Here is a 20,870-nt window from a genome sequence, read left to right as displayed (position 1 = left end):
AGGGCGAGACGGAGGAACTCCCGCCCGCCCCCGGCCGCAGGACGGAGCAACTCCCCGCGATCCGCCCCCGCTTGGGACCCGGGCAGCGCAGGGCGGCCGTGGTGATCGCGGTAGCCGCGGCGGCGGTCGTCGGCTTCGGCTGCTCTCTCCTGATCCCCGGCCCCACCAAAGCCACCACCCCGGCCGCACCCTCACCGAGCGCGTCAACCACCCCGACGTCCGCCGCACCGACGTCGGCCGCCCCCAGCGCAGTCGGGACTCCTGGCATCCTGGCCAACCCCGGCTTCGAGTCGGGCGGCATCTCGCCGTGGAACTGCGCCGGGAATCCGGGCTCGATCGTCTCCTCCCCCGTCCACTCGGGCGCCAAAGCCCTCAAGGGGACGGCGAGTTCGAGCGACACCGCGCAGTGCGACCAGACCGTCGCGGTACGACCGAACACGACCTACTCGCTCAGCGGCTGGGTCCGCGGCTCCTACGTCTACCTGGGCGTGAGCGGGGGCACCTCCACCTGGACCACGTCCCCCTCCGGCTACAGCCGTCTGACCGTCTCCTTCACGACGGGCCCGACCCAGACCAGCGCGACCGTCTACGTCCACGGCTGGTACGCACAGGGCAACTACTACGCCGACGACCTCACCCTGGGCGTGTCCGGTGGCGGCGGCGCTACCTAGAGTGGGGCGTGTGACCGACACCAGCGACACCCGCCCCGCCGACAGCGAAGCGCAGGCTCCCCGGCGGAGCCCACTGCTCCGCCTGATGCGCCATCTCCCCCTGATCGCCCCGGTCCTGCTGTGGGCCGTGCCCTGCGGGGTGCTGCTGTACACGGGCCAGCACTGGCCACTGGCCGTCACGCTCACCGGCACCGCCCTGTTCGTCCTCGGTCTGATCGGTATGCCGCTCGCGATGATGCGCGGCCACGGCCGACGCCAGCAGGACCGGATGGCGATCCTCGGTGACTCGCTCCTCGGCGGCAGCTGGGTCCTGTTCACCTGGTCCGTTCTGCTCGGCGTCCTGCTGCGGATCGCCCTGACCGTGGCCGGCGTCGGCGACGGCGAGGACCGGGCCCGTATCGTCACCTGGGCCGTCCTCGGCACCACCGCCGTACTGCTCGCCTGGGGCTACGCCGAGGCCCGCCGCGTGCCGCGCGTACGCCGCCTCGACGTCCAACTCCCGCGGCTGGGCGCCGGGTTGGACGGCACCCGTGTCGCCCTCATCACCGACACCCACTACGGCCCGCTCGACCGCGCCCGCTGGTCGGAGCGGGTGTGCGAGACCATGAACGCCCTGGAAGCCGACCTGGTCTGCCACACCGGCGACATCGCGGACGGCACGGCCGAACGCCGCCGCGCGCAGGCCGTCCCGCTCGGCACCGTGCGGGCCACCAAGGCCCGGGTCTACGTCACCGGCAACCACGAGTACTACAGCGAGGCCCAGGGCTGGGTCGACCTGATGGACGAGCTGGGCTGGGAGCCGCTGCGCAACCGGCATCTGCTGCTCGAACGCGGCGGCGACACCCTCGTGGTCGCCGGCGTGGACGACGTCACCGCCGAGTCCTCCGGCCTGCCGGGTCACGGCGCTCACCTCGACAGAGCCCTGCACGGCGCCGACCCCGACCTGCCGGTCCTGCTCCTGGCGCACCAGCCCAAGTTCGTCGACCGGGCGGCGGCCGCGGGCATCGACCTCCAGCTCTCCGGCCACACCCACGGCGGCCAGATCTGGCCCTTCCACCACCTGGTCCGCCTCGACCAGCCCGCCCTGGCCGGCCTCAGCCGCCACGGCTCCCGCACGCTGCTCTACACCAGCCGCGGCACCGGCTTCTGGGGCCCGCCGTTCCGCGTCTTCGCACCCAGCGAGATCACCTTGCTGGTACTCCGCTCACCGCAGGCGACCGCCGCGTCGTAGCCGCCGTCAGCGCACCCTGCCCCGCGGACTCCGCCGCAACGGTGCGCGGTGGGCCATTCGGGTTGTTTCTCCTTCTCTCTGTGGTGTCTCAGCGCATCCTCTGACTTTTCATGACATTCATGACGGGCTTGATCGAAAAGTACGACAATCATCCCAGCTTGAAGGAGCCCAGCATGGTCATGTCCTCTTTGCTCCGTTCCCGTAGTGTCCTCGGAGGTGGCGCGGTGGCCCTCGTCCTCGCTGGTACCACCCTGGCCGGCTCGGGAGCCGCGTACGCCGCCCCGGGCGACAGCGGCACCATCGACGTCCGCTCGGTCGACTGGCACTCGCGCGGCACCGACGGAGTCGAGGTCTGCGAGTTCGTGCTGGTCGCCAGCAACTTCGACGCGTTGCCCCAGATCGCCTGGACGATCACCGCGCAGCCCCCGACCATGCCGCCCGGCGACACACTGCAGAGCACGCTGCCACTGGTCAACGGCTCGGCGCACAGCGCGAAGTACCTCCTCCCCCACGGCACGTACCAGTTGGTGTGGATCACTCCGTCGGGCCCCAAGCAGAGGCGCTTCTCGGTCGACTGCCACCCCCACGGCCAGTCCGGCGGGCAGAACCAGCAGGAGCGCAGCCCCGCGGCGATCGTCCCGGGCCGCGAGTACGACAAACCCACCGGCGGTGTGCCCGCCGGCGGCGGAGGCGTCCCGGACATGCAGAACCTCAGCTCCCAGGACGACTCCAACGCCGGAACCACCGCCGCGCTGACCGCCGGCGGGCTCGCCGTAGCGGCGCTCGTCATGGTTCGCCGAGCCGCACGCCGTCGTGCCCGCCACGGCGCATAGCCACCACCGTCGGCCACGGCCACGACGGGGCCCCAGTCGTGCCTGCCGCCTGTCGATGACGCTGTGTGCGACCTTCTCGCTGGTGACCGGTGCTGTCTGGACGTTTTCAGACACCTCCGACCCGCCCGCGATGACCGCCGCCCGTGCCAATGACGCCGCGGGCGGCGGCGCTCCCCCGGTCCGACAGGCCTCGCACGCGCCCCTGGCACGCTCCCTCCCGGTGAAAATCTCCGTTCCCGCCATCTTCATCGAGGCCCCGGTGACCGGCCTGGACCTCGACAAGAAGGGGCAGCTGGGGGCTCCGCCGATGAGCAGGCCGAAGGTGGTGGGCTGGTTCCGCGGCGGCCCGTCACCGGGCGAGGCCGGGACTTCCCTGATCGTCGGTCATCGCGACACCAGAACCGGGCCGGCGATCTTCCTGAACCTCAACGCCCTGCACCCGGGCGACGCGGTGAAGGTCACCCGGGCCGACCGGACGACCGCCGTGTTCACCGTCGACGAGGTGAGGAAGTACGCCAAGGACAAGTTTCCCGACAACAAGGTGTACGGAGCCGCCAGGCGTCCCGAGCTCCGGCTCATGACGTGCGGCGGAAGCTTCGACAAGAAACACGGCTATTCGGCCAACGTCGTCGTCTTCGCCCACCTGGTCTCGGTCACGAAGCACCCGGCCTGAGCACCGAAAGCGACGCGGAAACGGCCGGCACCTCAAAGCCGAGGTGACCGGCCCTCCGCGTGTCCGAACCGAAAGGCGAGAAGCAACGGGCCCCGGGTACGCGCCAGTTCACGGGAACCGACGAGGGACCAGCTGTACGCGGAGGCGAAGAAGCGCACCATCGACGGCCGCTCGCTCGCCCCGCCTGGCGTCCTTGCATGCCGTCGATGTGGTGAAGGAGGCGGTCGCCGATGAGTTTCGGTGCGCCGGGCTGTCCAAGTCGGCACACCTGACAAAGGGGAACCGATGGAGGAGAACCCGATGGACAAGACGCGCTCGCATCCGACGGCTCACATCGCCCGCCGCATGTTCGAGCTCCTGGAGCCGATCTGCCTGGTCACCTTCACCGCCGACGAGTGCAACGAGGAACTCGCCGCACTCGGCCACCGCACCTACTGGGACGGCTACTTCGCCAGCCGCGCCGCACCACTGGGACGGGTGCCGGCCCAGGTCGTGCACGCGGCCTTCTACAACTTCGCCGACGGGGAAGCCGCACGGCACATCCCCAGCGCCTGGGAGACGATCCCGCCCGAGGCCTCCGTCGCCGCGCGGCTGCGGGGCAGCGCGGCCTCCCTGCGACGCATCCTCGGCGCCGAACTGGCCGACTCCCCGGGCCTGGTACGCGCCGCGGACCTGACCACCAAGGCCGCGACGAGCGCCCCCACCGAAGGCCGCGTGATGTACGCCGGCATGCGCACCCTCGAGGTACCCGGCGACCCCGTCGCCCGGCTGTGGCATTCCGCGACCATGCTGCGCGAGCATCGCGGCGACGGACACATCGCCACTCTCGTCGGCGCGCGCATCGGCGGCACGGAGGCCCATGTGCTCTCCGCTCTGGACATGGGCATTCACCCCCCGGAGTCGTTCGGACGCATCCATCACCTGCCGAAAGAGCAGCTGGCCGCGGTCATGGACGGCCTGCGCGAACGCGGACTCGTCGACAACGACGGCCACTTCACCGACCTCGGCCGCGCGACCAAGCACCACGTCGAAACCCTCACCGACGAACTCGCCGCTCCGCCCTACGACGCCCTGTCCCCCGCCGAACTCGACGAACTGATCACCGAACTCGAACCCATCACCGCGGCCCTGGTGGCCACAGGCTCGCAGTGACACTCAGCGACACGTGGAAATCGTGGTGAGCGCGGTGAGTTGCTCGTCCTCGTCGGGATACCGTTCCTCTCCGCCGTTGCCGAGCAGGCGGCCGCGGCTGAGAGCTATGGCCCGGTGGAGCGCGCGTAAGTCGAAGCCGGCGCTGGTATCACTGGTAGTGCTCGGCTCGGTTCGGTTCGGAAAACCCTCGTGAAAACCCAGGAGCACCTATGCGCGAGCACCAGCATCGACGGCCCACCCCTCCGTCGCAGGTGCTCCGTCCATTCCATCGCAAGAGCCCCGGGACTCTGTGACGAGTCCCGGGGCCATGGTGCTCAGAGAGGCCTTCGGTCAGACGAGCGGGCGGCCGAACGGGCCGCCACCGGTGTTGTAGTAGGTGCCCAGCTCGTCACGGTAGCCCTGGTCGCCGAGATGCTTCTCGCGGTCGAACTCCGGGGCCTCCTTGATCTGTTGCTTGGCGAGGCTGACGTAGACCTTCTTCTCGTTCGGGTCGATGCTGTCGACCGTGCTGGCCGGGAGCATGACCTCCTTGCCGAAGATCCACACGCCGGTGTCGACCACCAGGTAGGCGTCACCGACCTCGTCGGAGTGCTTGTCGACCTTGCCGATACTGCCGTCCGTGGCCTCCACCTTGTATCCGGTGAGGTCGGCGTCCGCCAGACGACCCGCGGTCGACTTGTAACTCCACACATTCTCAGTCACGCGAAAACAACTCCTCCGGTAAACGGAGATCGGCGAAGACTCCCGCCGATCCTCCTTTTTCCGTACCTCGTACACGGCGGCCTCTTCGGTTTCTTCGACCGCCATGATTGCGGGTGCCCGCCATCCGGGACCGTACGCCTCGAACTCCCCTACGGGACCGGCTTGATGGTATTCATCGTGAAATGCGAGGTGACGTTCTTGATCCCGGGGATCGGACACGGCCACTCGCACGAAATGGTCAGTGTTTCCGAACAGTCGGCGCATCTCCAGGAATTCCTCGGCCCACGGAAGCGGGGTCGATCACCGCCCGGTGGTCAGTCCGACCCGCTGGGCCGGTTCCGTGCTGAATGACAGCAATATCCGCAACCGCCTGGTGGCTCACCCCCGCCCTGGCCCTCGCGTCCTCGTGGTGAACTTCCGGCATGTGTCCTACGCGTTCCCGTTCCCGCCGCACCGGGGCCGGTCAGGAGTGCGCGCTGTTCACGGTGCCGGCCCTGGACGCCTTACCTGATCTCCATACTTGCGATCATGACCGCATTGCACGGCACGATCGCCAAGGACCCGAACGGCACCTGGTACGCCCCGCTCGCCGCGGCCGTCACCATCGGCGTCCACCTGGCCTGCGGCCGTAGCACCGTCCTCAGCGTCGGCGCCGGAACGGCCGTCTGCGTCGCCCTGCTCAACACCCTGTGAACACCCCTTTGGAGACACATCCGTTGACCCCCGACAGCTACTTCGAAGCCACCGACGACCACCGCTACAAGCCGACGGCCCACGCCGGCGGAGCCTGGGACCGGGACGAGCAGCACTTCAGTCCGCTGGGCGGGCTCGTCGTCCACGCCCTCGACCGCCACCGGGCGACCGGCACAAACACCGGGCTGGTCCTCTCCCGGATCAGCTACGACATCCTCGGACGCCTCGCCCTCGACGAGTGCGAGATCGAAGTGGAAAACCTCCGCCCCGGCCGGACCATCGAACTCCTCGAAGCCGTCGTAAGGATCGCGGGCCGTCCGGTGGTCCGGGCCCGCGCCTGGTATCTGGCCGCACTCGACACCACCGCGGTCGCGGGCGGCCCCGACGACCGGCTCGCCCCGCCCGAGTCACTCGCCCCGTGGACCATGTCCGACCTCTGGCCCGGCGGCTACATCGCCTCCGTGGACGTCCGCCCCGTGACACCACCGCAGCCGGGCCGTACGACCGCCTGGATCTCCACACCACTCGACCTGGTCGCGGGCGTTACGGCCAGCCCCCTGGCCTCGTATCTCGCGCTCGTCGACACCGCCAACGGCATCGCCGTCCGGCAGCCGCCCACCGCGTGGATGTTCCCCAACGTCGACCTGACCATCCATCTCCACCGACAGCCCCGAGGCGGATGGACCGGCCTGGACACCACAGTCGCCTTCGGCCCCACCGGACAGGGCCTGACCAGTACCGTCCTGCACGACATCGACGGACCGGTCGGACACGCCCAGCAGATCCTCACCGTCCGCCCCCTGCCGGCACCGTGACGCATCGTCCGATCACGCCCTCCCCCGCGGCTTCAACGCCGGCGGGGGCAGCTCAGGGACCGGCAACGGCGCGCCGTGTCTGGAAGGCGGTGTAGTGCTTGCGCTCGACGCGGTTCACACCGTCACCGAGCCCGAGCAACGTCTCGTCGACCGCATGCGCCAACTCCAGGATCGACGCGCCCGGCGCACCATCCCCATGTCCCCACTCACAGACGCCACGATCTCAATTCCGGGCAGGTCGCTGTCGAAGAGTCGGTAGCGGACCAGGTCGATCGGCCTCCGGTGCTCGACGATGACGGGCGCCCCGTTCTCGTCCACCCCGAGCGAGTCGATCCGGCCCCCGTGGACCGGCCCTGTGCCGTACTCGCTCGCGAGGAACCTCGACCTCAGCAAGAAACGGCTCGACCACCGTCACGTCGCCATTTGTCTTTCGGAACAGCTTCAGCCCCGGCACCTTCCCCTCCTCGGCTCGAGCAGCGAGAACACCCAAGAAGACCAAGATTGTTTCCGCGATCGCCTTTGAGTGCGTGAAGATCGCGTGAGGAGCTAGGCCCGAGTCCCTGGGACGGCACAGCACCTCAGGGACTCGGCCGGGTCACTCAGCGGGAGATCCCGTACAGGTCTCAGGGCTTGCTCGGCTTCACCCTCCGGTCAACCCCGTTCACTCGCACGGTGACGTCCTGTCGGTTCCGTGCCCGGTCGGCCACGATGCTGTAGGACGTGACCTTGCCGTCCCGCCATGCGCAATTGACCTCGTAGCCGCCCCGGGCGCGGAGCCCGGTGAAGGAACCCCTGGCCTTCCAGCCGTCCGGCAGGGCGGGCAGCAGGTCGATGACTCCGTCGTGGCTCTGCAGGAGCATCTCCGCCACGGCACCGGTGATACCGAAGTTGCCGTCCATCTGGAAGGGCGGGTGGTTGCCGAACATGTTGGGGAGCGTGTTGAAGGTCAACAGCCCGCGCAGCATGATCTGGGCGCGATGTCCGTCACCGAGGCGGGCGAAGAGGGCCGCCCGCCAGGGCCAGGTCCACGAGCGGCGGCTGTCGCCCGACACCGTGGCGGCCGTGAACGGGACGCCCCCCTCCTCGCCGCACCGCGCCTTGAGCGAGACGAGGGCGGCAGCCGCGAAGTCGGTGGCCTTCGGGGTGATCTGGCGCCCCGGATAGACCGCGAAGAGGTGCGAGGTGTGGCGGTGGTGGTCGGTGGGGTCGTCCAAGTCCTCCTGCCACTCCTGGAGTTGACCCCATTTGCCGATCTTGTTCGGTGCGAGGCGGGCCTGCATGTCCGCGACCTTCGCCTGGTAGGCGGGATCCGCCTTGAGCACCGCCTCGCAGTCGAGGTAGTTCTGGAACAGGTCCCAGATGATCTGCTGGTCGTACATCACGCCGTCCTCGCGCGGACCGTGCTCGGGCGACCAGCCGTCCGGGGACACGAGGAGTCCGTCCGCGCGCTCCTTGAGCCGGTCCTCCCAGAACTGGCAGATCTCCTTGATCATCGGGTGGGCGACGGTGCGGAGGTAGACCAGGTCCTGGGTGAACGCCCAGTGTTCGTAAAGGTGTTGGGCGTACCAGGCGCTCGCGACGGTGTTCCACTCCCACGAGTTGCCGCCGAAGACGCTCTGGCTGGTGCGGGCGGTCCAGCCGCGCGTGTCCTTGCCGAAGGCGTTGCGAGTCGCCACACGGCTGGGCACCGCCACCTGCTCGACGAACCCGACGAGTGCCTCATGGCACTCGGACAGGTTGGTCGTCTCGGCTCCCCAGTAGTTCATCTGGACATTGATGTTGGTGTGGTAGTCGGAGGCCCACGCCGGCTGGTTGCTGTCGTTCCACAGACCCTGGAGGTTGGCGGGCAGGCCGTTCGGGCGGGAGGAACTGATCAGCAGGTAGCGGCCGTAGTCGAACATCGTCTGCTCAAGTGTCGGGTCCTCGCCGCCCGCCCCGTACCGCGCCAGCCGTACGTCGGTCGGCAGCGCCACGACGGCGGGCTCCGATGTGCCCCAGGCGACCGCGACCCGGTCCATGAGGGAGCGGGTCGCGGCGGTGTGCTCGTCGCGCAGTCTGTCGTAGGGCCGAGCGGTCGCCTTGGCGAGTGTTCTGGCGACGACCGGTTCCGGGGCCGGTCCGCGCCACCCGGCGGCGGCGTCGAGCTTGTAGTCGGTGCGGGCGTCCAGGAACAGGGTCAGGGTCGTGCAGCCGCTGAACCGGAGCACCGATCCGTCGGCGCGGAGGTCGCCGTCGGTGCGCAGGGCCTGGACGGTGCAGGTGTGCTTGAGTCCATTGCCCATGACTCCGCTGAAGGCGATCCGCCCCGCGCCGGCGTCGACCGCCGTAGGAGCGTCGTCCTGTGCGGAGGTCAGCGATATCGCGCCGGAAAGCCCCGCGGATTCATCCGATGTATACCGGAAGACCATGACGTCGGCGGCCCGGCTGGCGAAGGCCTCGCGCAGGACGCGCCGATCCGGCGCGCCGAACCCGGTGACGTGGATGCCCTCCACGAAGTCGAGGCTGCGCTGGTAGTCGACGACCGTCCGCTGCGCGCGCGTGTCGAAGTCCTCGCCCAGTAGCGCGATCTCCGCGATCTGCATGCCGGTCGCGGATGTGCCGGGGTTCAGAGTGAGCCGATACGTGCGGTAGGCCGTGCTGTTGGCGAAGCGGAACGTCCGCGCCTCGCCCCGGGCGGCGAAGGGCGCTCCGGGGTTCTGCGTGTCGAGGGCCGTCCACGTACGCCCGTCCTGCGACGCCTCAAGCACCCATCGCCAGGGGTCGTCGCGCGGCCGGTCCGGGGCCGCCGTCAGCGCGTACGAGGTGACGACGACCGCGCGGGGCAGCTCGGCCTGCCAGGCGACCGCCGGTGCGCCGGCGGCGACCCGCCAGACCGTGGCCGGGTCGCCGTCCACCGAACACGAGATGTCCGCGGCCTTGGACTTGGCCCCGGATCCCTTGGAGTGGCCGCTCGGCGAGGACAGGTACACCGAGCCGCCCGCGCCGAAGTCCACGCCGGACAGCCCGATCTCGCTCACCTGGAAGTGGCTGACGCCCGCCTTGGGGACGAAGTCGAACCGGTAGAGGCGGTAGGCGGCCGGAGCGGCGCAGGTGAACTCCTTCGTCTGGAAGCGGTTTTCGAAGGGCGCCGCCGGCGTGCGACTGTCCACCGTGGTCCAGGTGGTCCCGTCCGCGGAGCCGGAGAGCGTCCACTCCTGGGGGTCGCGCTCCGGGACGTCGTTGGCGCTCGTGAGGGCGTAGGACCCGACTGCGACGGGTTCGGGCAACTCGACCTGCCACTGAACCTTCGGCCCCGGCCCCTCGATGCACCACTTGGTGCTCGCGTCGCCGTCGTACGACTTGTCGACGCCCTCCGACGAGGAACTGCTGTACGGCCCGCCGGGAGCCGTGACGGTCGGACTCGCGCGGGGAGCGAAGGTGACGACGACGTCACCGAAGTTCCGGTACGAGCCGAAGCCGGTCATGCCGGTGTCGAAGTCGCTGTCCGGCTTGCCGGCGAGCGCGTTGTCGTAGTTGTTGAGGCCGCCCCACAGGCTCTGTTCGTTGAACTGGATCCGCTCCTCGTACGGATCGGCGAAGAGCATGGCGCCGAGTCGGCCGTTGCCGATCGGCAGTGCCTGCGACTCCCAGTCCGTGGCGGGCACGGAGTACTTCAGCGCCTTGCGCGACAGGACCGGCCACTGGACAGCCGTCGACGCGCCGCGCTCAGCGGCGACGGCCCGCCCTGCGAGGGTTCCGTCGGCCAGCTGAGCGAGCAGAGGCGCCAGAGCGAACGCACCGCCGAACTTGAGGACGCTGCGGCGCTGCGGTTGGGACTCATTGATCACGGTGAAATCTCCCGGCCCATTCATCGGCTCAATTACAAGGAGGCGGCTCCCCGTCGACCTCTATGGAAAGCGCGTTCATCGTCACCGGAGAATAGATCGGATGTCTATAGGTGTGCGCCGCCGAGCGTCGCCAACTCGTCCTGGCGCGTCAGAGCGCGGGACGCAGGGCCGCCGGAGCGGCGAAGGTGTCGAGTCCTGTCAGGTCGGCCAGAGTGTCCCCGGTCCACGACGTCATGGTCGGCTGCGACAGCAGGTCCCGCATCAGGGGACTCACCGCGCTCCGTCCGCGCAGTCTCGCGGCCGGGCGGGGTGTCAGCTGTCGGTCCTGTGCAGTTTGAGGATGCGGCCGGTGATGGGGTTCGCGATGGCGCGCAGGTAGGCGAGGGCGACTTCGGCGGCCGGTACGGGGGTGAAGCCTGGGAAGTACGGGTGATAGGCCACGGACTCGGTCAGCACCGTGGGGCTGACGCAGTTGATCCGCAGACCGCGTGGGAGTTCCGTCGCGGACGCTTTCACGAAGCCTTCCACCATGTGGTTCACCGTCGCGCCGATCGTCGCGGCCTGTGTGAACTCGTCGGTCAGCACGCCGGAGACCAGGGTGAAGGAGCCCCGGTCGGCGATGTGGGGTAGGGCGGCCCGCACGAGGTTGATCTGTCCCATCCCCTTGGCCGCGACGGAGTCGGCCCACTGCTGGTCCGTGGTCTGCTCCAGCGGTGCCGGGAACACGTCACCGGCCGCGCCGGCCACGGCGTCGAAGCCACCGGCCCCGGCGACCTCGGCGAAGAGGGCCCGCAGGCTCGCCATGTCCGTGATGTCCGCCCGGAGGTCGCCGGAGGTGCGGCCCACCGACAGGACCTCGTGTCCGTGCTCGGCCAGCGTTGCGCGCACGGCCCTACCGATCGTCCCGGTTCCGATGACGATCACCTTCATGACGCACTCCTCAAGGTCGTCTCTCGCTGATGCGCGGGCCCGGTCGACCCCGACACACATGTCAACCATAGACCAAGTTGTCACTGACTGACAGATCTGGCGGCAGCAGCTATTCTGGACGCATGGTCGACACACCGAGGGTGAAGCCGGGGCTGCGGGAGATGACCCGGCGCGCCGTGCGCGCGCAGATCGCCGAGACCGCGATGACGCTGTTCGCGGCGAACGGTTTCGAGCGGACGACGGTCGATCAGATCGCCGCCGAGGTCGGCATGTCGGGACGCAGTGTGTTCCGCTACTTCCCCACCAAGGAGGACATGGTCGTCGGCCACATGGACGAGATCGGCGACAGGCTCGCCGAAGCCCTGGCGGCCCGCCCCCTCGGCGAAGACCCCTGGACCGCGCTGCGCCACGCCGTGCAGCCCCACCTCGACGAGCTCACCGCCCACGCGGACACCAACATCGCGGTGGCGAGGATGCTCGACGCGACGCCCGCGCTGCAACCGTCGCTGCTGGACAAGCGGGCACGCTGGGCGGAGGCGCTCCTCCCTGACATCGTCCGACGGCTGCGGGGGCCGACCCGCACCCGGGAACTGCGGGCCCGCGCGATCGTCTCCTCCGCCCTCGCCTGCCTCAACATCGCCGTGGACGAATGGGCCCGCACCGGCGCCACCCGGCCGGTCGGTGACCTCCTCGACACCGCGCTGACCGCCGTCCGGGACTGACATCAGGCTGCGCCGACTGCCCCGCGCGAGGCACCGGCCCGGCCGACGTCCCGGTGTCCGCGCGAGTAACGTCTGACGGTGTGGACCGACTTGAGACCCGCGAGGTCAGTTACTTCGTCGCCGTGGCGGAGAACCTGCACTTCGGCCGCGCCGCTGAGCAACTGGGCATCGCACAGCCGGGGTTGTCCCGCGCCATCGGCAGGCTGGAACGCCGTATGGGGGTCCGGTTGTTCGAGCGCACCAGTCGGCAGGTTCGACTGACGCGCGCCGGTGAGGTATTCCTTCGCGAGAGCCGCACCGTCCTTGCCACGGTGGACGACGCGGTCCGTCGGACGCAGCAGGCGGCACGGCCGGACCGGCTGGTCGTCGCCGCTCCGGCCGGTACCGGGACCGGGTTGCTGTCCAAGGTGCTGGAGACCTACCGGCGGGGTCCTGATCCGGTGCCGGTGGAGGTGCGGTTCACCCCGGACCTGGTCGGCGCCCTGCGGGACGGCACGGCGGACCTGGCGTTGATGTGCGCCGGCGACGATCTCGACGGGCTGGACACGGTGGATCTGCTCGACGAGCCGCCGGTCGCCCTCCTTCCGGCGGGACACCGCCTCGCCCACCGCACGAGCCTGACCGCCCTCGATGTGCGGGACGAACCCCTCTTCCATGAGCATGCCCCGCCGGTCGGCCTGGACGAGCTCATCGACCGGGTCGCGCTGGGCGAGTTGGTGGTCGTGCTCGGGGAGAGCGCGGTCCCCCGGCTGGGACCGTCCGTCGTCGCGGTCCCGGTGCTCGGCACGCCGAACAGCCGGCTCGTCCTGGCCTGGCCACGTGCCACTCCGGCGGCGGCGCGGGAGGGGCTCGTCCGCGCCGCGCTCGCGACGGCGAGGTGAACCGGCCCGCAGTGACCGGCCCGTGTGCCCCGGCCGTCAGATCTGGTTGATGCCGCCGTCCACCTGAAGCTCGATACCAGTGATGTAGCTGCTCTGGTCAGAGGCCAGGAACAGGGCAGCGGCGGCCTGCTCCTCCGGTTCGGCGGTCCGCCCGAGCGGGACGGGCGCGGCCACCATCGCGCGGAACTCCTCCGGTGTCGCGCCTTGAGGGGTCGCGGCCATGAGAGCGGGTGTCCGCGTGGCACCCGGTGCGAGGGCGTTGACCCGGATGCCGCGGTGCTTCAGCTCGTTGGCCCAGGTGCGGGCCAACGACCGGACCGCGGCCTTGGCGGCGGCGTACAGCCCGACGCCTGCCGCCCCCCGCGTGCCCGTGGTGGAGGTGGCGAGGATGACGGACGCGTTGTCGTTGAGCAGGGGCAGTGCCTTCTGCACGGTGAACAAGGAACTGCGCAGGTTGAGCCCGGTCCCGTACTCGTAGTCCGCCTCCGTCACGTCCGCCAGGGGCACGAAGGTCGTACCTCCCGCGTTGGCGAACAGGACGTCGATACGGCGCCCGTCGGCCTCGACGGTCGCGAACAGCCGGTCCAGGTCGGCGAGATCCGTGACGTCGCCCTGAACGCCGACGGCCCGCTCACCGATCCGTGCCACCGCCGCTTCCAGTTCCTCCTTTCCGCGGCCGGTGATGTAGACGTGGGCGCCTTCCTCGGCGAAGCGCAGGGCGGAGGAGTATCCGATGCCCTTGCTGCCACCTGTCACGACCGCGACCCTGCCTTCGAGCTGACCCACCGCAATCTCCGTTGTTCGCTTCGTCGACGTACGGCCGGACGACCGCCGTCGCCTTCAGCTCACCCCATGCGAGCTGGGCGAACAATGATCGATTCGGCATGGGCCGATGCCTGGCGGTCATCGATCCGGACCGTGTCAGGGCCGATCGGCATGTGGCGTCGTTCTCCCGACCGATGACACTCAGTAGAACTCGACGGTGTCCACGCGGTTGAGCAGGGGCTGTCCGTCCAGGAGCCGGGTGGCGTTGGCGGCGAAGAGTTCGGCGATGAGACGGTCCTCCGCCGCGTCGAGCGCGGCCGTGTGGGGGCTCACGAGAACCTGGTCGTAGTCCCAGAGCGGGCTGCCGGCGGGCAGCGGCTCCGTCTCGAAGACGTCCAGCGCGGCGAAACCCACCTGTCCGCTGTCGAGGGCTTGGATCAGGGCGGCTTCGTCGACGACGTTCCCACGCCCGACGTTGACGAGGGTCGCACCGGGCCGCAGGGCGTCGAAGAACCGCTTGTCCAGCAGGTGTTCGGTGGCCTCGGTCCCGGGGAGCGTGTTGACGACGGCGTCCACGGCCGCCGCCACCTCGACGAGCCGGTCGGGATGCACTACCTCGGACACGCCGGGGACCGTGATGTCCCTTCTGCTCGTGCCGACGACCCGTGCGCCCAGCGCGTGCAGTTTCGCGGCGACGACCCGGCCGATCCCGCCGAGTCCGAGGACGAGCACGGTCTGCTCGCTCACCTGCTTCATCGTCCAGCGACCGCTCCACTCGCGGGCACGCTGCTGACGGCCGAGGCGAGGCAGATCCTTGGCTCCCGCGAGGACGCCGAAGACGGCGAACTCGGCGAGCGGCTGCCCGTGGACACCGGCCGAGGTCGTGAAGGCGATCCGGTCGAGTTCCCCGGCGCTGAGCCCCGCCGCCTTGACCTGGCTGCCGCCGCCGGCCGCCATGGTGTGCACCCAGCGCAGTCGCGCATTGGCCCGGACCGTGCGTGCCAGCGCGGACGGGTCGACGTCGGGGATGCCGTACAGCGCGTCGGCGGAGTCGAGGAGCTCTTCGTATGCGCGTTGCTGTCGGGGCGTGCGCCGCCAGATCGGGTCGCCCGCGAAGTCGGCGGGCCAGCGCATCGGTGGGAGGAGTTCCTGGTCGACGACGAAGTCGATCCGGGGCTCCAACTCCCCTATGCGCGCCCGGTTTTCCTCGGAGAGGGGCGCGGCGACCGCGACCCGGAGTCGGCCCGCGTCCTGTTCCGCTGCCATCAGGCGGCCTTCCTCCGGAGCGTCTCGACCTCGGCGTCGAGGTCCGCCTCGCGGGCGACGATCTCCTTGACGGCCGCGAGAGCCTCCTCGGCTCGGTGCGGGGGAATCACGATCACCCCGTCGGCGTCGGCGACGACGATGTCCCCGGGTTCGACGACCACCCCTCCGACGGCGACGGGCTCCCCGATCGTGCCCGGACCGTTCTTGAACGGGCCTGCGGGTGTCAGCCCCCTCGCGAAGACCGGGATCCCGAGCTGCTCGATGATCGCGCCGTCGCGCACGTAGCCGTCGACGACCGCACCGACGGCTCCGAACACGTCGAAGCGCTGGGCGAGGTTGTCGCCGATGATGGCGCGTCCTTCGAAGCCGAAGGCGTTGATGACGAGGATGTCCCCTGGACGGATGTGCTCCAGCGCGGCGATCACGGCCTTGTTGTCGCCCGCGACCGTGAGCACCGGAAGCGCGGTGCCCACCGCCCGGGCCCCGCTCCAGACGGGCGCGATGCCTCCGTCGACGATATTCAGCCGGTCGAGGGCGTCACCGAGGTTGGCCACCGAGTGCTCACGGAACTGGTCGAGCACCTGCGGGTCGACGCGTTCCCACCCCGTGCGAACACGCACGTTGTCCTGGGTCATCAAGATCCCCTTCTAAGTAAATGCGAAAGACTTCGCGTTTTGATGAGCCAGTCTGCATCCCCCCACGCCACCGAGCAAGGGCCGGCCACCACCGGATCAGCTGCAGCAACCACGGAAACATGGCGGAATCGCAAGGTTGACACCGATGCAACTCCAACCCTTGACCGGCTTGAGAATGCGAACCTATTCTCATTCGCGATTCGAGTCGCAGCTTGGAGCAGTACCTCTTCGCCGGTCCCCAGGACACCGCTTCGGCCGTCCGCGACACCGAAAGTTGAAGCTATGGCAATGTCAGATCGGCTCCACACCGAGTCAAACCAGCCAGTGACACCGGCTGTCCCCGTCACCGCTCAGGACAAGGTCGTCCGCAAGGCCACCGTCGCGGGCGCCATCGGCTCGTTCGTGGAGTGGTACGACTACGGCATCTACGGCCTGCTCGTCACCTACCTCGCGCTCAACATCATGGGCGACGCGGGTTCCGGCGGGCTCTTCCTCACCAACGTCGGCTTCCTGATCAGCTTCCTCGCCCGCCCCTTCGGCAGCGTGATCTGCGGATACCTCGGCGACAAGCTGGGCCGCAAGAAGCTCCTGGCCACGCTCCTGGTGCTCATCTCCGGAGCGACGGCCGCGATCGGTCTGATCCCCTCGCACGCGGCCATCGGGGTCGGCGCGCCCGTCCTGCTGGTCCTGCTCCGGGTGCTCCAGGGCTTCTCGGCGGGCGGTGAGGTCGCGGGTGCCATGTCGTTCGTCGGCGAGTACGCGCCGGACGCGCGCCGCAACTACATGATGAGCTTCATCGCCGTCGGCTCCTTCGTGGCCCTCATGTTCGGCAGCACCTTCTCCGCCGTCCTCATCACGACGCTCGGCGACGGCGCGATGACCTCCTGGGCCTGGCGCGTGCCGTTCCTGCTCGCCGTACCGCTCGGCTACGTCGGCTTCTACATCCGCAGCAAGCTGGAGGAGACCCCGCACTTCACAGCCCTGCGCGAGCAGAAGACCGTCGCCCGCAACCCGCTCAGAGAGGCACTGACCTCGAAGCGGCACCTGAAGGCGATCGCGCTCACGATCTTCCTGCCCGCGCTCAACGGCCCCGGCTACTACCTGCTGTTCGTCTACATGCCGACCTATCTGAAGACCTCGCTCGGCGACCACAACTTCTCGATGGTGCGGGCGCTCATGGTCACCGCGTGCAGCCTGGTCGCCATCGTGATCTGTATCCCGCTCATGGCCCGGCTGTCGGACCGGATCGGCCGCAAGCCCGTCCTCGCCGGCTCCGCGATCGCGATGGCCGTGGTGTCGTACCCCATGTTCCTGCTCATCACCACCGGCAGGTTCGGACTCGCCTGCATCGGCACGGTCGTCCTCGCCATGGCCTTCTCCGGCCATGCGGCGGTCGTGCACACCGTGCTCGCCGAGATGTTCCCGACCAGCGTGCGCTACTCGGCGTACAGCATCGGCTTCAGCCTCTCGACGGTCATCTTCGGCGGCAGCGCCCCGCTCGTGATGACCGACCTGATCGAGTCGACCGGGTCCAACCTCATCCCGGCCTTCGCCTCGATCATCACCGCCGCGATCACCCTGGTCACCGTCGCGTTCGTGCGCGAGACCAAGGGGCAACCCCTCGCATCCCACTGACCGAACCGCACTTCGGGAGACACCCCATGGCATCCGCAATCAACTCGGTGGCCGTCGTCGCCGACCTCGGCGAGAGCTTCGGCAACTACACGATCGGCGACGACGCGGCCCTGCTCGGCCTCGTCACCGCGTCGAACATCGCCTGCGGCTTCCACGCCGGCGACCCGCGCATCATGGACCGGACCGTCGCCGACTGCGTCGAGCGCGGCATCGAACTGGGTGCCCACCCCGGCTACCCCGACCTCGTCGGCTTCGGCCGGCGGCTCATCGAGGCGTCGGAGGAGGAGATCCGCACCGACGTCCTCTACCAGCTCGGCGCGCTCGACGCCTTCGCCCGCGTGCACGGCGGCACGATCAGCCATGTCGCCCCGCACGGCCGGATGGGCTCGATCGCGCAGACCGACGCCAAGCACGCCCGCGCCATCACCGACGCGATCGCCGCGTACAACAAGGAGTACATCGTCATCTGTCAACGCGGCCTGCTCGCCGAGGAGTCGGCCAAGCGCGGCCTCGACGTCGGCTACGTCTTCCTCGCCGACCGCGGCTACGGCGACGACGGCATGCCCGTCCCCCGCTCGCACCCCCAGGGTCTGATCCACGACCCCGAACTCATCGGCGAGCGCTGCGTCCAGGTCGTCCGGGAGGGCACGGTGCGCTCGGTGGACGGCAACGTCGTACCGCTGGGCCACGACGTGGACGTACTGCTGCTGCACGGCGACCACCCCACCGTGCTCGCCAACGGCACCTCGCTGCGGGCCGCGTTGGAGGCGGCGGATGTCAACGTCACCGGATTGAAAGACGTGTTGGCCGAGAAGGCCAAGGCGTTGGTCTGAACTCCCCATGACCGCAGAACAGTTCACCGCCGTCACCGTCGAGCCCTTCGGGGACTCGGCGGTGATGGTGACCGTCCCCCACCCCGACCCGGTGATCCGCCGCACCGCGGTCGTCGCCTTCCGCGAACGGTTCCTGGCGCAACGCCCGCCCGGGGTGCTCGACGTGGTCTCCGGACTGGAGTCGCTGCTCGTCGAGTTCGACCCGCTGGAGACCGCGCTGCCGCACGTGGAGTACGCCGTACGACTGCTCGCGGAGCGCCTCCCCCTCCACGAGCGGCTCCAGGCGCGTACGGCACTGCGGTTCGACATCCCCGTCGTGTTCGACGAGGAGACCGGGCCGGATCTGCTGTCCGTCGCCGAGGAGGTGGGGCTGGCCCCCGCCGAAGTCGTGGAGGCGATCGCGGAGTCCACCTTCACGATCTCCCTGCTGGGCGCGGCGATGGCCCCGATGATGGACGGGCTCAGCGTGCCTCGGCCGGTACGGCGGCGCGCCGAGCCGCGTACCGACGTCGCGCCCGGCGCGATCATGATCGCGGGCACCAACGCGATCATCCAGCCGTTCCCCGGCCCGACCGGCTGGCGGGTGGTGGGACGCACTCCGCACACCATCGTCGACATCTCCCGCGCCGAGCCCGTCTCGTTCGGCACGGGCGACATCGTCCGGTTCGTGCCCGTCACCCGGGACGAGGCGGCGGCGCTGGACGCGGGCTTCCTGCTGCCGGTTTCGGAGGTGTCCGCATGAGAACCGTGGGCCTCGACATCACCCGCACGGGCTGGGTGACGACCTTCCAGGATCTCGGCCGGCGCGACACCGAGCGGCGTGGCGTCCCCACCGGCGGCGCGGCCGACCAGCACTCGGCAGCCATGGCGAACATCCTCGTCGGCAACCCGCGGGACGCCACCCTGATCGAGAATCTCGGCGGCGAGCCGGCCTTCGTACCCGATGCCGATGTCCTCGTCGCGGTGACCGGCGGCCCCTGCCGGGTCACCGTCGGCGGTGCGCCCGCCGACAGTTGGTCGCCGGTGGTCGTACCGGCGGGCACCGAGATCCGCGTGCGCGCCGACATGGATCTCGGTGCCAGGAACTACATCGCCGTAAGCGGTGTCCTCGCCGCGAAGACCCTGCTGGGCAGTGCCGCGCCGGATCCCCGGATGGGCTTCACGCAGACCCTCGAAACGCGGGTGCTGCTGGAGTCCGGGTTTCGTGGATTCGGGCACAGCCACTTCGCTCCCCCGCTCTTCCGGCTTCCCGTCCCGGTCCTGCGCTGCCCGCAGGGGCCCTGGGTCATCGACGTCGTCGAGAGCTACGGCGCCCGGTCGATCCCCGGGGTCCGAGAACTGATCGCGCGGTCGCCGTACACCGTCACCACTCGCTCAAACCACGTCGGCCTGCGCCTCGACGGGCCGGTGCTGCACCCGGACACCGAGACGGAGATCGTGTCGCACGGAGTGCCGATCGGGGCGCTCCAGATCCCGCACGCGGACGAGCTGATCGTGCTGGGCCGGTACCGGAGTCTGACGGCCGGCTATCCGATCGTCGGGGTCGCCTCGCGGGCGTCGCTCCCGCTGCTCGGCCAGGCCGGGCCCGGCCGTGAACTGCGGTTCCGGTGGGTGGACCGGGAGACCTCGGTGCGCCGGTACGCCGAACGGGAGCGCGCGCTGCGGGTGCTGGAGCGGGCGACGGCCGAGGCGTTCGGCGCGCTCGGCTTCGCGGGACACTTGATCTCGCACTAGTTGCAAAACTATTCTCAATTGATACGACCGTCTCATCTCAAGGAGGAACGGTGACGCGGATCGCGCTCATCACCGGCGCCGGCAGCGGGATCGGGTTCGAAGCGGCCCGTCTGCTCGCCCGGGACGGCATCACCGTCGTCCTCGTCGGCCGTCGGCAGGAGGAGCTCTACAAAGCCGAGGCCACGGTCTGCGCGGACGGAGGAAAAGCCCTCGCCGTCGCGGCGGACATCACCCGCGCCGACGACGTGACCCGTGTCCTCGACCGGGTCCACGCCGAACTCGGCCCGGTCGACATCCTCGTCAACAACGCGGGAAGCGCGTCGTCGGTGCTCAACCCTCAGTGGCTGCCGCACGACGAGTGGCGCCAGGTTCTCGACGTGAACCTCACCGCGGTCTTCCAGCTCACCCAGGCCGTCCTGCCCGACATGCTCGGGCGCGACGGCGGGACGATCGTCACGGTCTCCTCGCTCGCCGCCGTCAATCCGAACCTGCTCGGCGGGGCGGCCTACGGAGCGGCCAAAGCGGGCGTCCGCAACTTCATGACCTTCCTGCACAACACCTTCCGCAACCAGGGGCTTCGGGCCATCACCGTGCTGCCCGGCGAGACGGACACCCCCATCCTCGACAACCGCGCCCGGCCACCGGCCGCCGTGGAACGCGCCCACATGCTCCAGCCGCAGGACGTGGCCGAAGCGATCCACCTCGCGATCACACTGCCCCCGAGGGTCGTCCTCCAGGAGATCGTCGTCGCCCCGACCAGGCAACGCGACACCTCGGCCGACCTTGAGATCAGCCGCTGGGCGGGCGCTCCCGCCGGCACCGCACCCCAGGACTGACGCCCCCGCCTCTCCAGGAGAATCTCAATGATCGTG

At 69.6% G+C, this 20,870-nt stretch carries 21 protein-coding genes and 1 pseudogene; 14 read left to right on the top strand and 8 right to left on the bottom strand.

Translation table 11 applies throughout. From position 1 onward, the window contains the following. Window positions 1-152: 152 nt before the first annotated feature. The 5 genes and pseudogenes from JHN45_RS52715 to JHN45_RS01900 form a co-directional block, all read left to right on the top strand. Window positions 153-665 (top strand): annotated as a pseudogene (locus JHN45_RS52715) (carbohydrate binding domain-containing protein); the annotation flags it as partial. Window positions 666-681: 16 nt separating this feature from the next. Next, window positions 682-1,902 (top strand): metallophosphoesterase, encoded by a 1,221-nt coding sequence (locus tag JHN45_RS01915; protein WP_201047729.1) that lies wholly within the window; start codon window positions 682-684, stop codon window positions 1,900-1,902. A 173-nt stretch (window positions 1,903-2,075) separates the two neighbouring features. Then, on the top strand, window positions 2,076-2,735 hold the full coding sequence (locus tag JHN45_RS01910) for a hypothetical protein (protein ID WP_201047728.1): 660 nt from the start codon (window positions 2,076-2,078) through the stop codon (window positions 2,733-2,735). 55 nt (window positions 2,736-2,790) lie between these two features. After that, window positions 2,791-3,408: a class F sortase gene (locus tag JHN45_RS01905; protein WP_201047727.1), complete on the top strand. Its 618-nt coding sequence runs from the start codon at window positions 2,791-2,793 to the stop codon at window positions 3,406-3,408. Window positions 3,409-3,708: 300 nt separating this feature from the next. Further along, on the top strand, window positions 3,709-4,560 hold the full coding sequence (locus tag JHN45_RS01900; protein WP_236583096.1) for a MarR family transcriptional regulator: 852 nt from the start codon (window positions 3,709-3,711) through the stop codon (window positions 4,558-4,560). 330 nt (window positions 4,561-4,890) lie between these two features. Here the strand turns inward: JHN45_RS01900 and JHN45_RS01895 are convergent, their stop codons facing one another. Then, entirely contained in the window at window positions 4,891-5,262 is a 372-nt protein-coding gene (locus JHN45_RS01895; RefSeq protein ID WP_200710071.1) for a PRC-barrel domain containing protein, read from the bottom strand. A 528-nt stretch (window positions 5,263-5,790) separates the two neighbouring features. On the opposite strand from JHN45_RS01895, the gene JHN45_RS01890 reads away from it, so the two are divergent. Together JHN45_RS01890 and JHN45_RS01885 are read left to right on the top strand one after the other, a co-directional pair. Beyond that, window positions 5,791-5,955, top strand: a complete 165-nt coding sequence (locus JHN45_RS01890; RefSeq protein ID WP_200710070.1) for a hypothetical protein — start codon at window positions 5,791-5,793, stop codon at window positions 5,953-5,955. A gap of 23 nt (window positions 5,956-5,978) precedes the next feature. Further along, entirely contained in the window at window positions 5,979-6,770 is a 792-nt protein-coding gene (locus JHN45_RS01885; RefSeq protein ID WP_201047726.1) for a thioesterase family protein, read from the top strand. A gap of 114 nt (window positions 6,771-6,884) precedes the next feature. Here the strand turns inward: JHN45_RS01885 and JHN45_RS01880 are convergent, their stop codons facing one another. From JHN45_RS01880 to JHN45_RS01870, 4 genes are all read right to left on the bottom strand, one after another. Beyond that, entirely contained in the window at window positions 6,885-7,163 is a 279-nt protein-coding gene (locus JHN45_RS01880; RefSeq protein WP_307783017.1) for a hypothetical protein, read from the bottom strand. 230 nt (window positions 7,164-7,393) lie between these two features. Further along, on the bottom strand, window positions 7,394-10,597 hold the full coding sequence (locus JHN45_RS01875) for a glycoside hydrolase N-terminal domain-containing protein (RefSeq protein WP_201047725.1): 3,204 nt from the start codon (window positions 10,595-10,597) through the stop codon (window positions 7,394-7,396). A 148-nt stretch (window positions 10,598-10,745) separates the two neighbouring features. Beyond that, window positions 10,746-10,871 carry a hypothetical protein gene (locus JHN45_RS53915; RefSeq protein ID WP_268982181.1) on the bottom strand — a complete coding sequence of 42 codons (126 nt, stop codon included), beginning with the start codon at window positions 10,869-10,871 and terminating at the stop codon, window positions 10,746-10,748. 38 nt (window positions 10,872-10,909) lie between these two features. After that, window positions 10,910-11,527, bottom strand: coding sequence for a short chain dehydrogenase (locus JHN45_RS01870; protein ID WP_201047724.1), 618 nt, complete (start codon window positions 11,525-11,527; stop codon window positions 10,910-10,912). Window positions 11,528-11,649: 122 nt separating this feature from the next. Between JHN45_RS01870 and JHN45_RS01865 the strand changes: the two genes are divergently transcribed. After that, a complete protein-coding gene (locus JHN45_RS01865; RefSeq protein ID WP_200710066.1) occupies window positions 11,650-12,249 on the top strand; it encodes a TetR/AcrR family transcriptional regulator in 600 nt (199 codons plus the stop codon). Window positions 12,250-12,329: 80 nt separating this feature from the next. Next, entirely contained in the window at window positions 12,330-13,130 is an 801-nt protein-coding gene (locus JHN45_RS01860; protein WP_201047723.1) for a LysR family transcriptional regulator, read from the top strand. 36 nt (window positions 13,131-13,166) lie between these two features. On the opposite strand, the gene JHN45_RS01855 is transcribed toward JHN45_RS01860, so the two are convergent. The 3 genes from JHN45_RS01855 to JHN45_RS01845 form a co-directional block, all read right to left on the bottom strand. Then, on the bottom strand, window positions 13,167-13,916 hold the full coding sequence (locus JHN45_RS01855) for an SDR family NAD(P)-dependent oxidoreductase (protein WP_201047722.1): 750 nt from the start codon (window positions 13,914-13,916) through the stop codon (window positions 13,167-13,169). 180 nt (window positions 13,917-14,096) lie between these two features. Further along, a complete protein-coding gene (locus tag JHN45_RS01850; protein WP_201047721.1) occupies window positions 14,097-15,161 on the bottom strand; it encodes a D-2-hydroxyacid dehydrogenase in 1,065 nt (354 codons plus the stop codon). Continuing rightward, entirely contained in the window at window positions 15,161-15,796 is a 636-nt protein-coding gene (locus JHN45_RS01845) for an RraA family protein (RefSeq protein WP_200710062.1), read from the bottom strand. The genes JHN45_RS01850 and JHN45_RS01845 overlap by 1 nt, the downstream gene beginning before the upstream one ends. Window positions 15,797-16,078: 282 nt before the next feature. Here JHN45_RS01845 and JHN45_RS01840 point away from each other — a divergent pair, with 282 nt between their 5' ends. From JHN45_RS01840 to JHN45_RS01820, 5 genes are read left to right on the top strand one after another with little or no spacing between them, the layout of a single operon-like run. Then, window positions 16,079-17,431, top strand: coding sequence for an MFS transporter (locus JHN45_RS01840; protein WP_201047720.1), 1,353 nt, complete (start codon window positions 16,079-16,081; stop codon window positions 17,429-17,431). Window positions 17,432-17,457: 26 nt separating this feature from the next. Continuing rightward, window positions 17,458-18,264 (top strand): LamB/YcsF family protein, encoded by an 807-nt coding sequence (locus JHN45_RS01835; protein ID WP_200710060.1) that lies wholly within the window; start codon window positions 17,458-17,460, stop codon window positions 18,262-18,264. Between the two features lie 7 nt (window positions 18,265-18,271). Beyond that, a complete protein-coding gene (locus tag JHN45_RS01830) occupies window positions 18,272-19,006 on the top strand; it encodes an allophanate hydrolase subunit 1 (protein WP_201047719.1) in 735 nt (244 codons plus the stop codon). Then, window positions 19,003-19,998 (top strand): biotin-dependent carboxyltransferase family protein, encoded by a 996-nt coding sequence (locus JHN45_RS01825; protein WP_201047718.1) that lies wholly within the window; start codon window positions 19,003-19,005, stop codon window positions 19,996-19,998. The genes JHN45_RS01830 and JHN45_RS01825 overlap by 4 nt, the downstream gene beginning before the upstream one ends. A gap of 50 nt (window positions 19,999-20,048) precedes the next feature. Beyond that, window positions 20,049-20,834, top strand: a complete 786-nt coding sequence (locus tag JHN45_RS01820; protein ID WP_201047717.1) for an SDR family oxidoreductase — start codon at window positions 20,049-20,051, stop codon at window positions 20,832-20,834. Window positions 20,835-20,870 lie beyond the last annotated feature (36 nt).

This window comes from Streptomyces sp. MBT53 (assembly GCF_016654115.1).
Taxonomy (GTDB): Bacteria; Actinomycetota; Actinomycetes; order Streptomycetales; family Streptomycetaceae; genus Streptomyces.
Note: the sequence above shows the minus strand (reverse complement) of the source record. Positions and strands in the feature narration are given on the sequence as shown.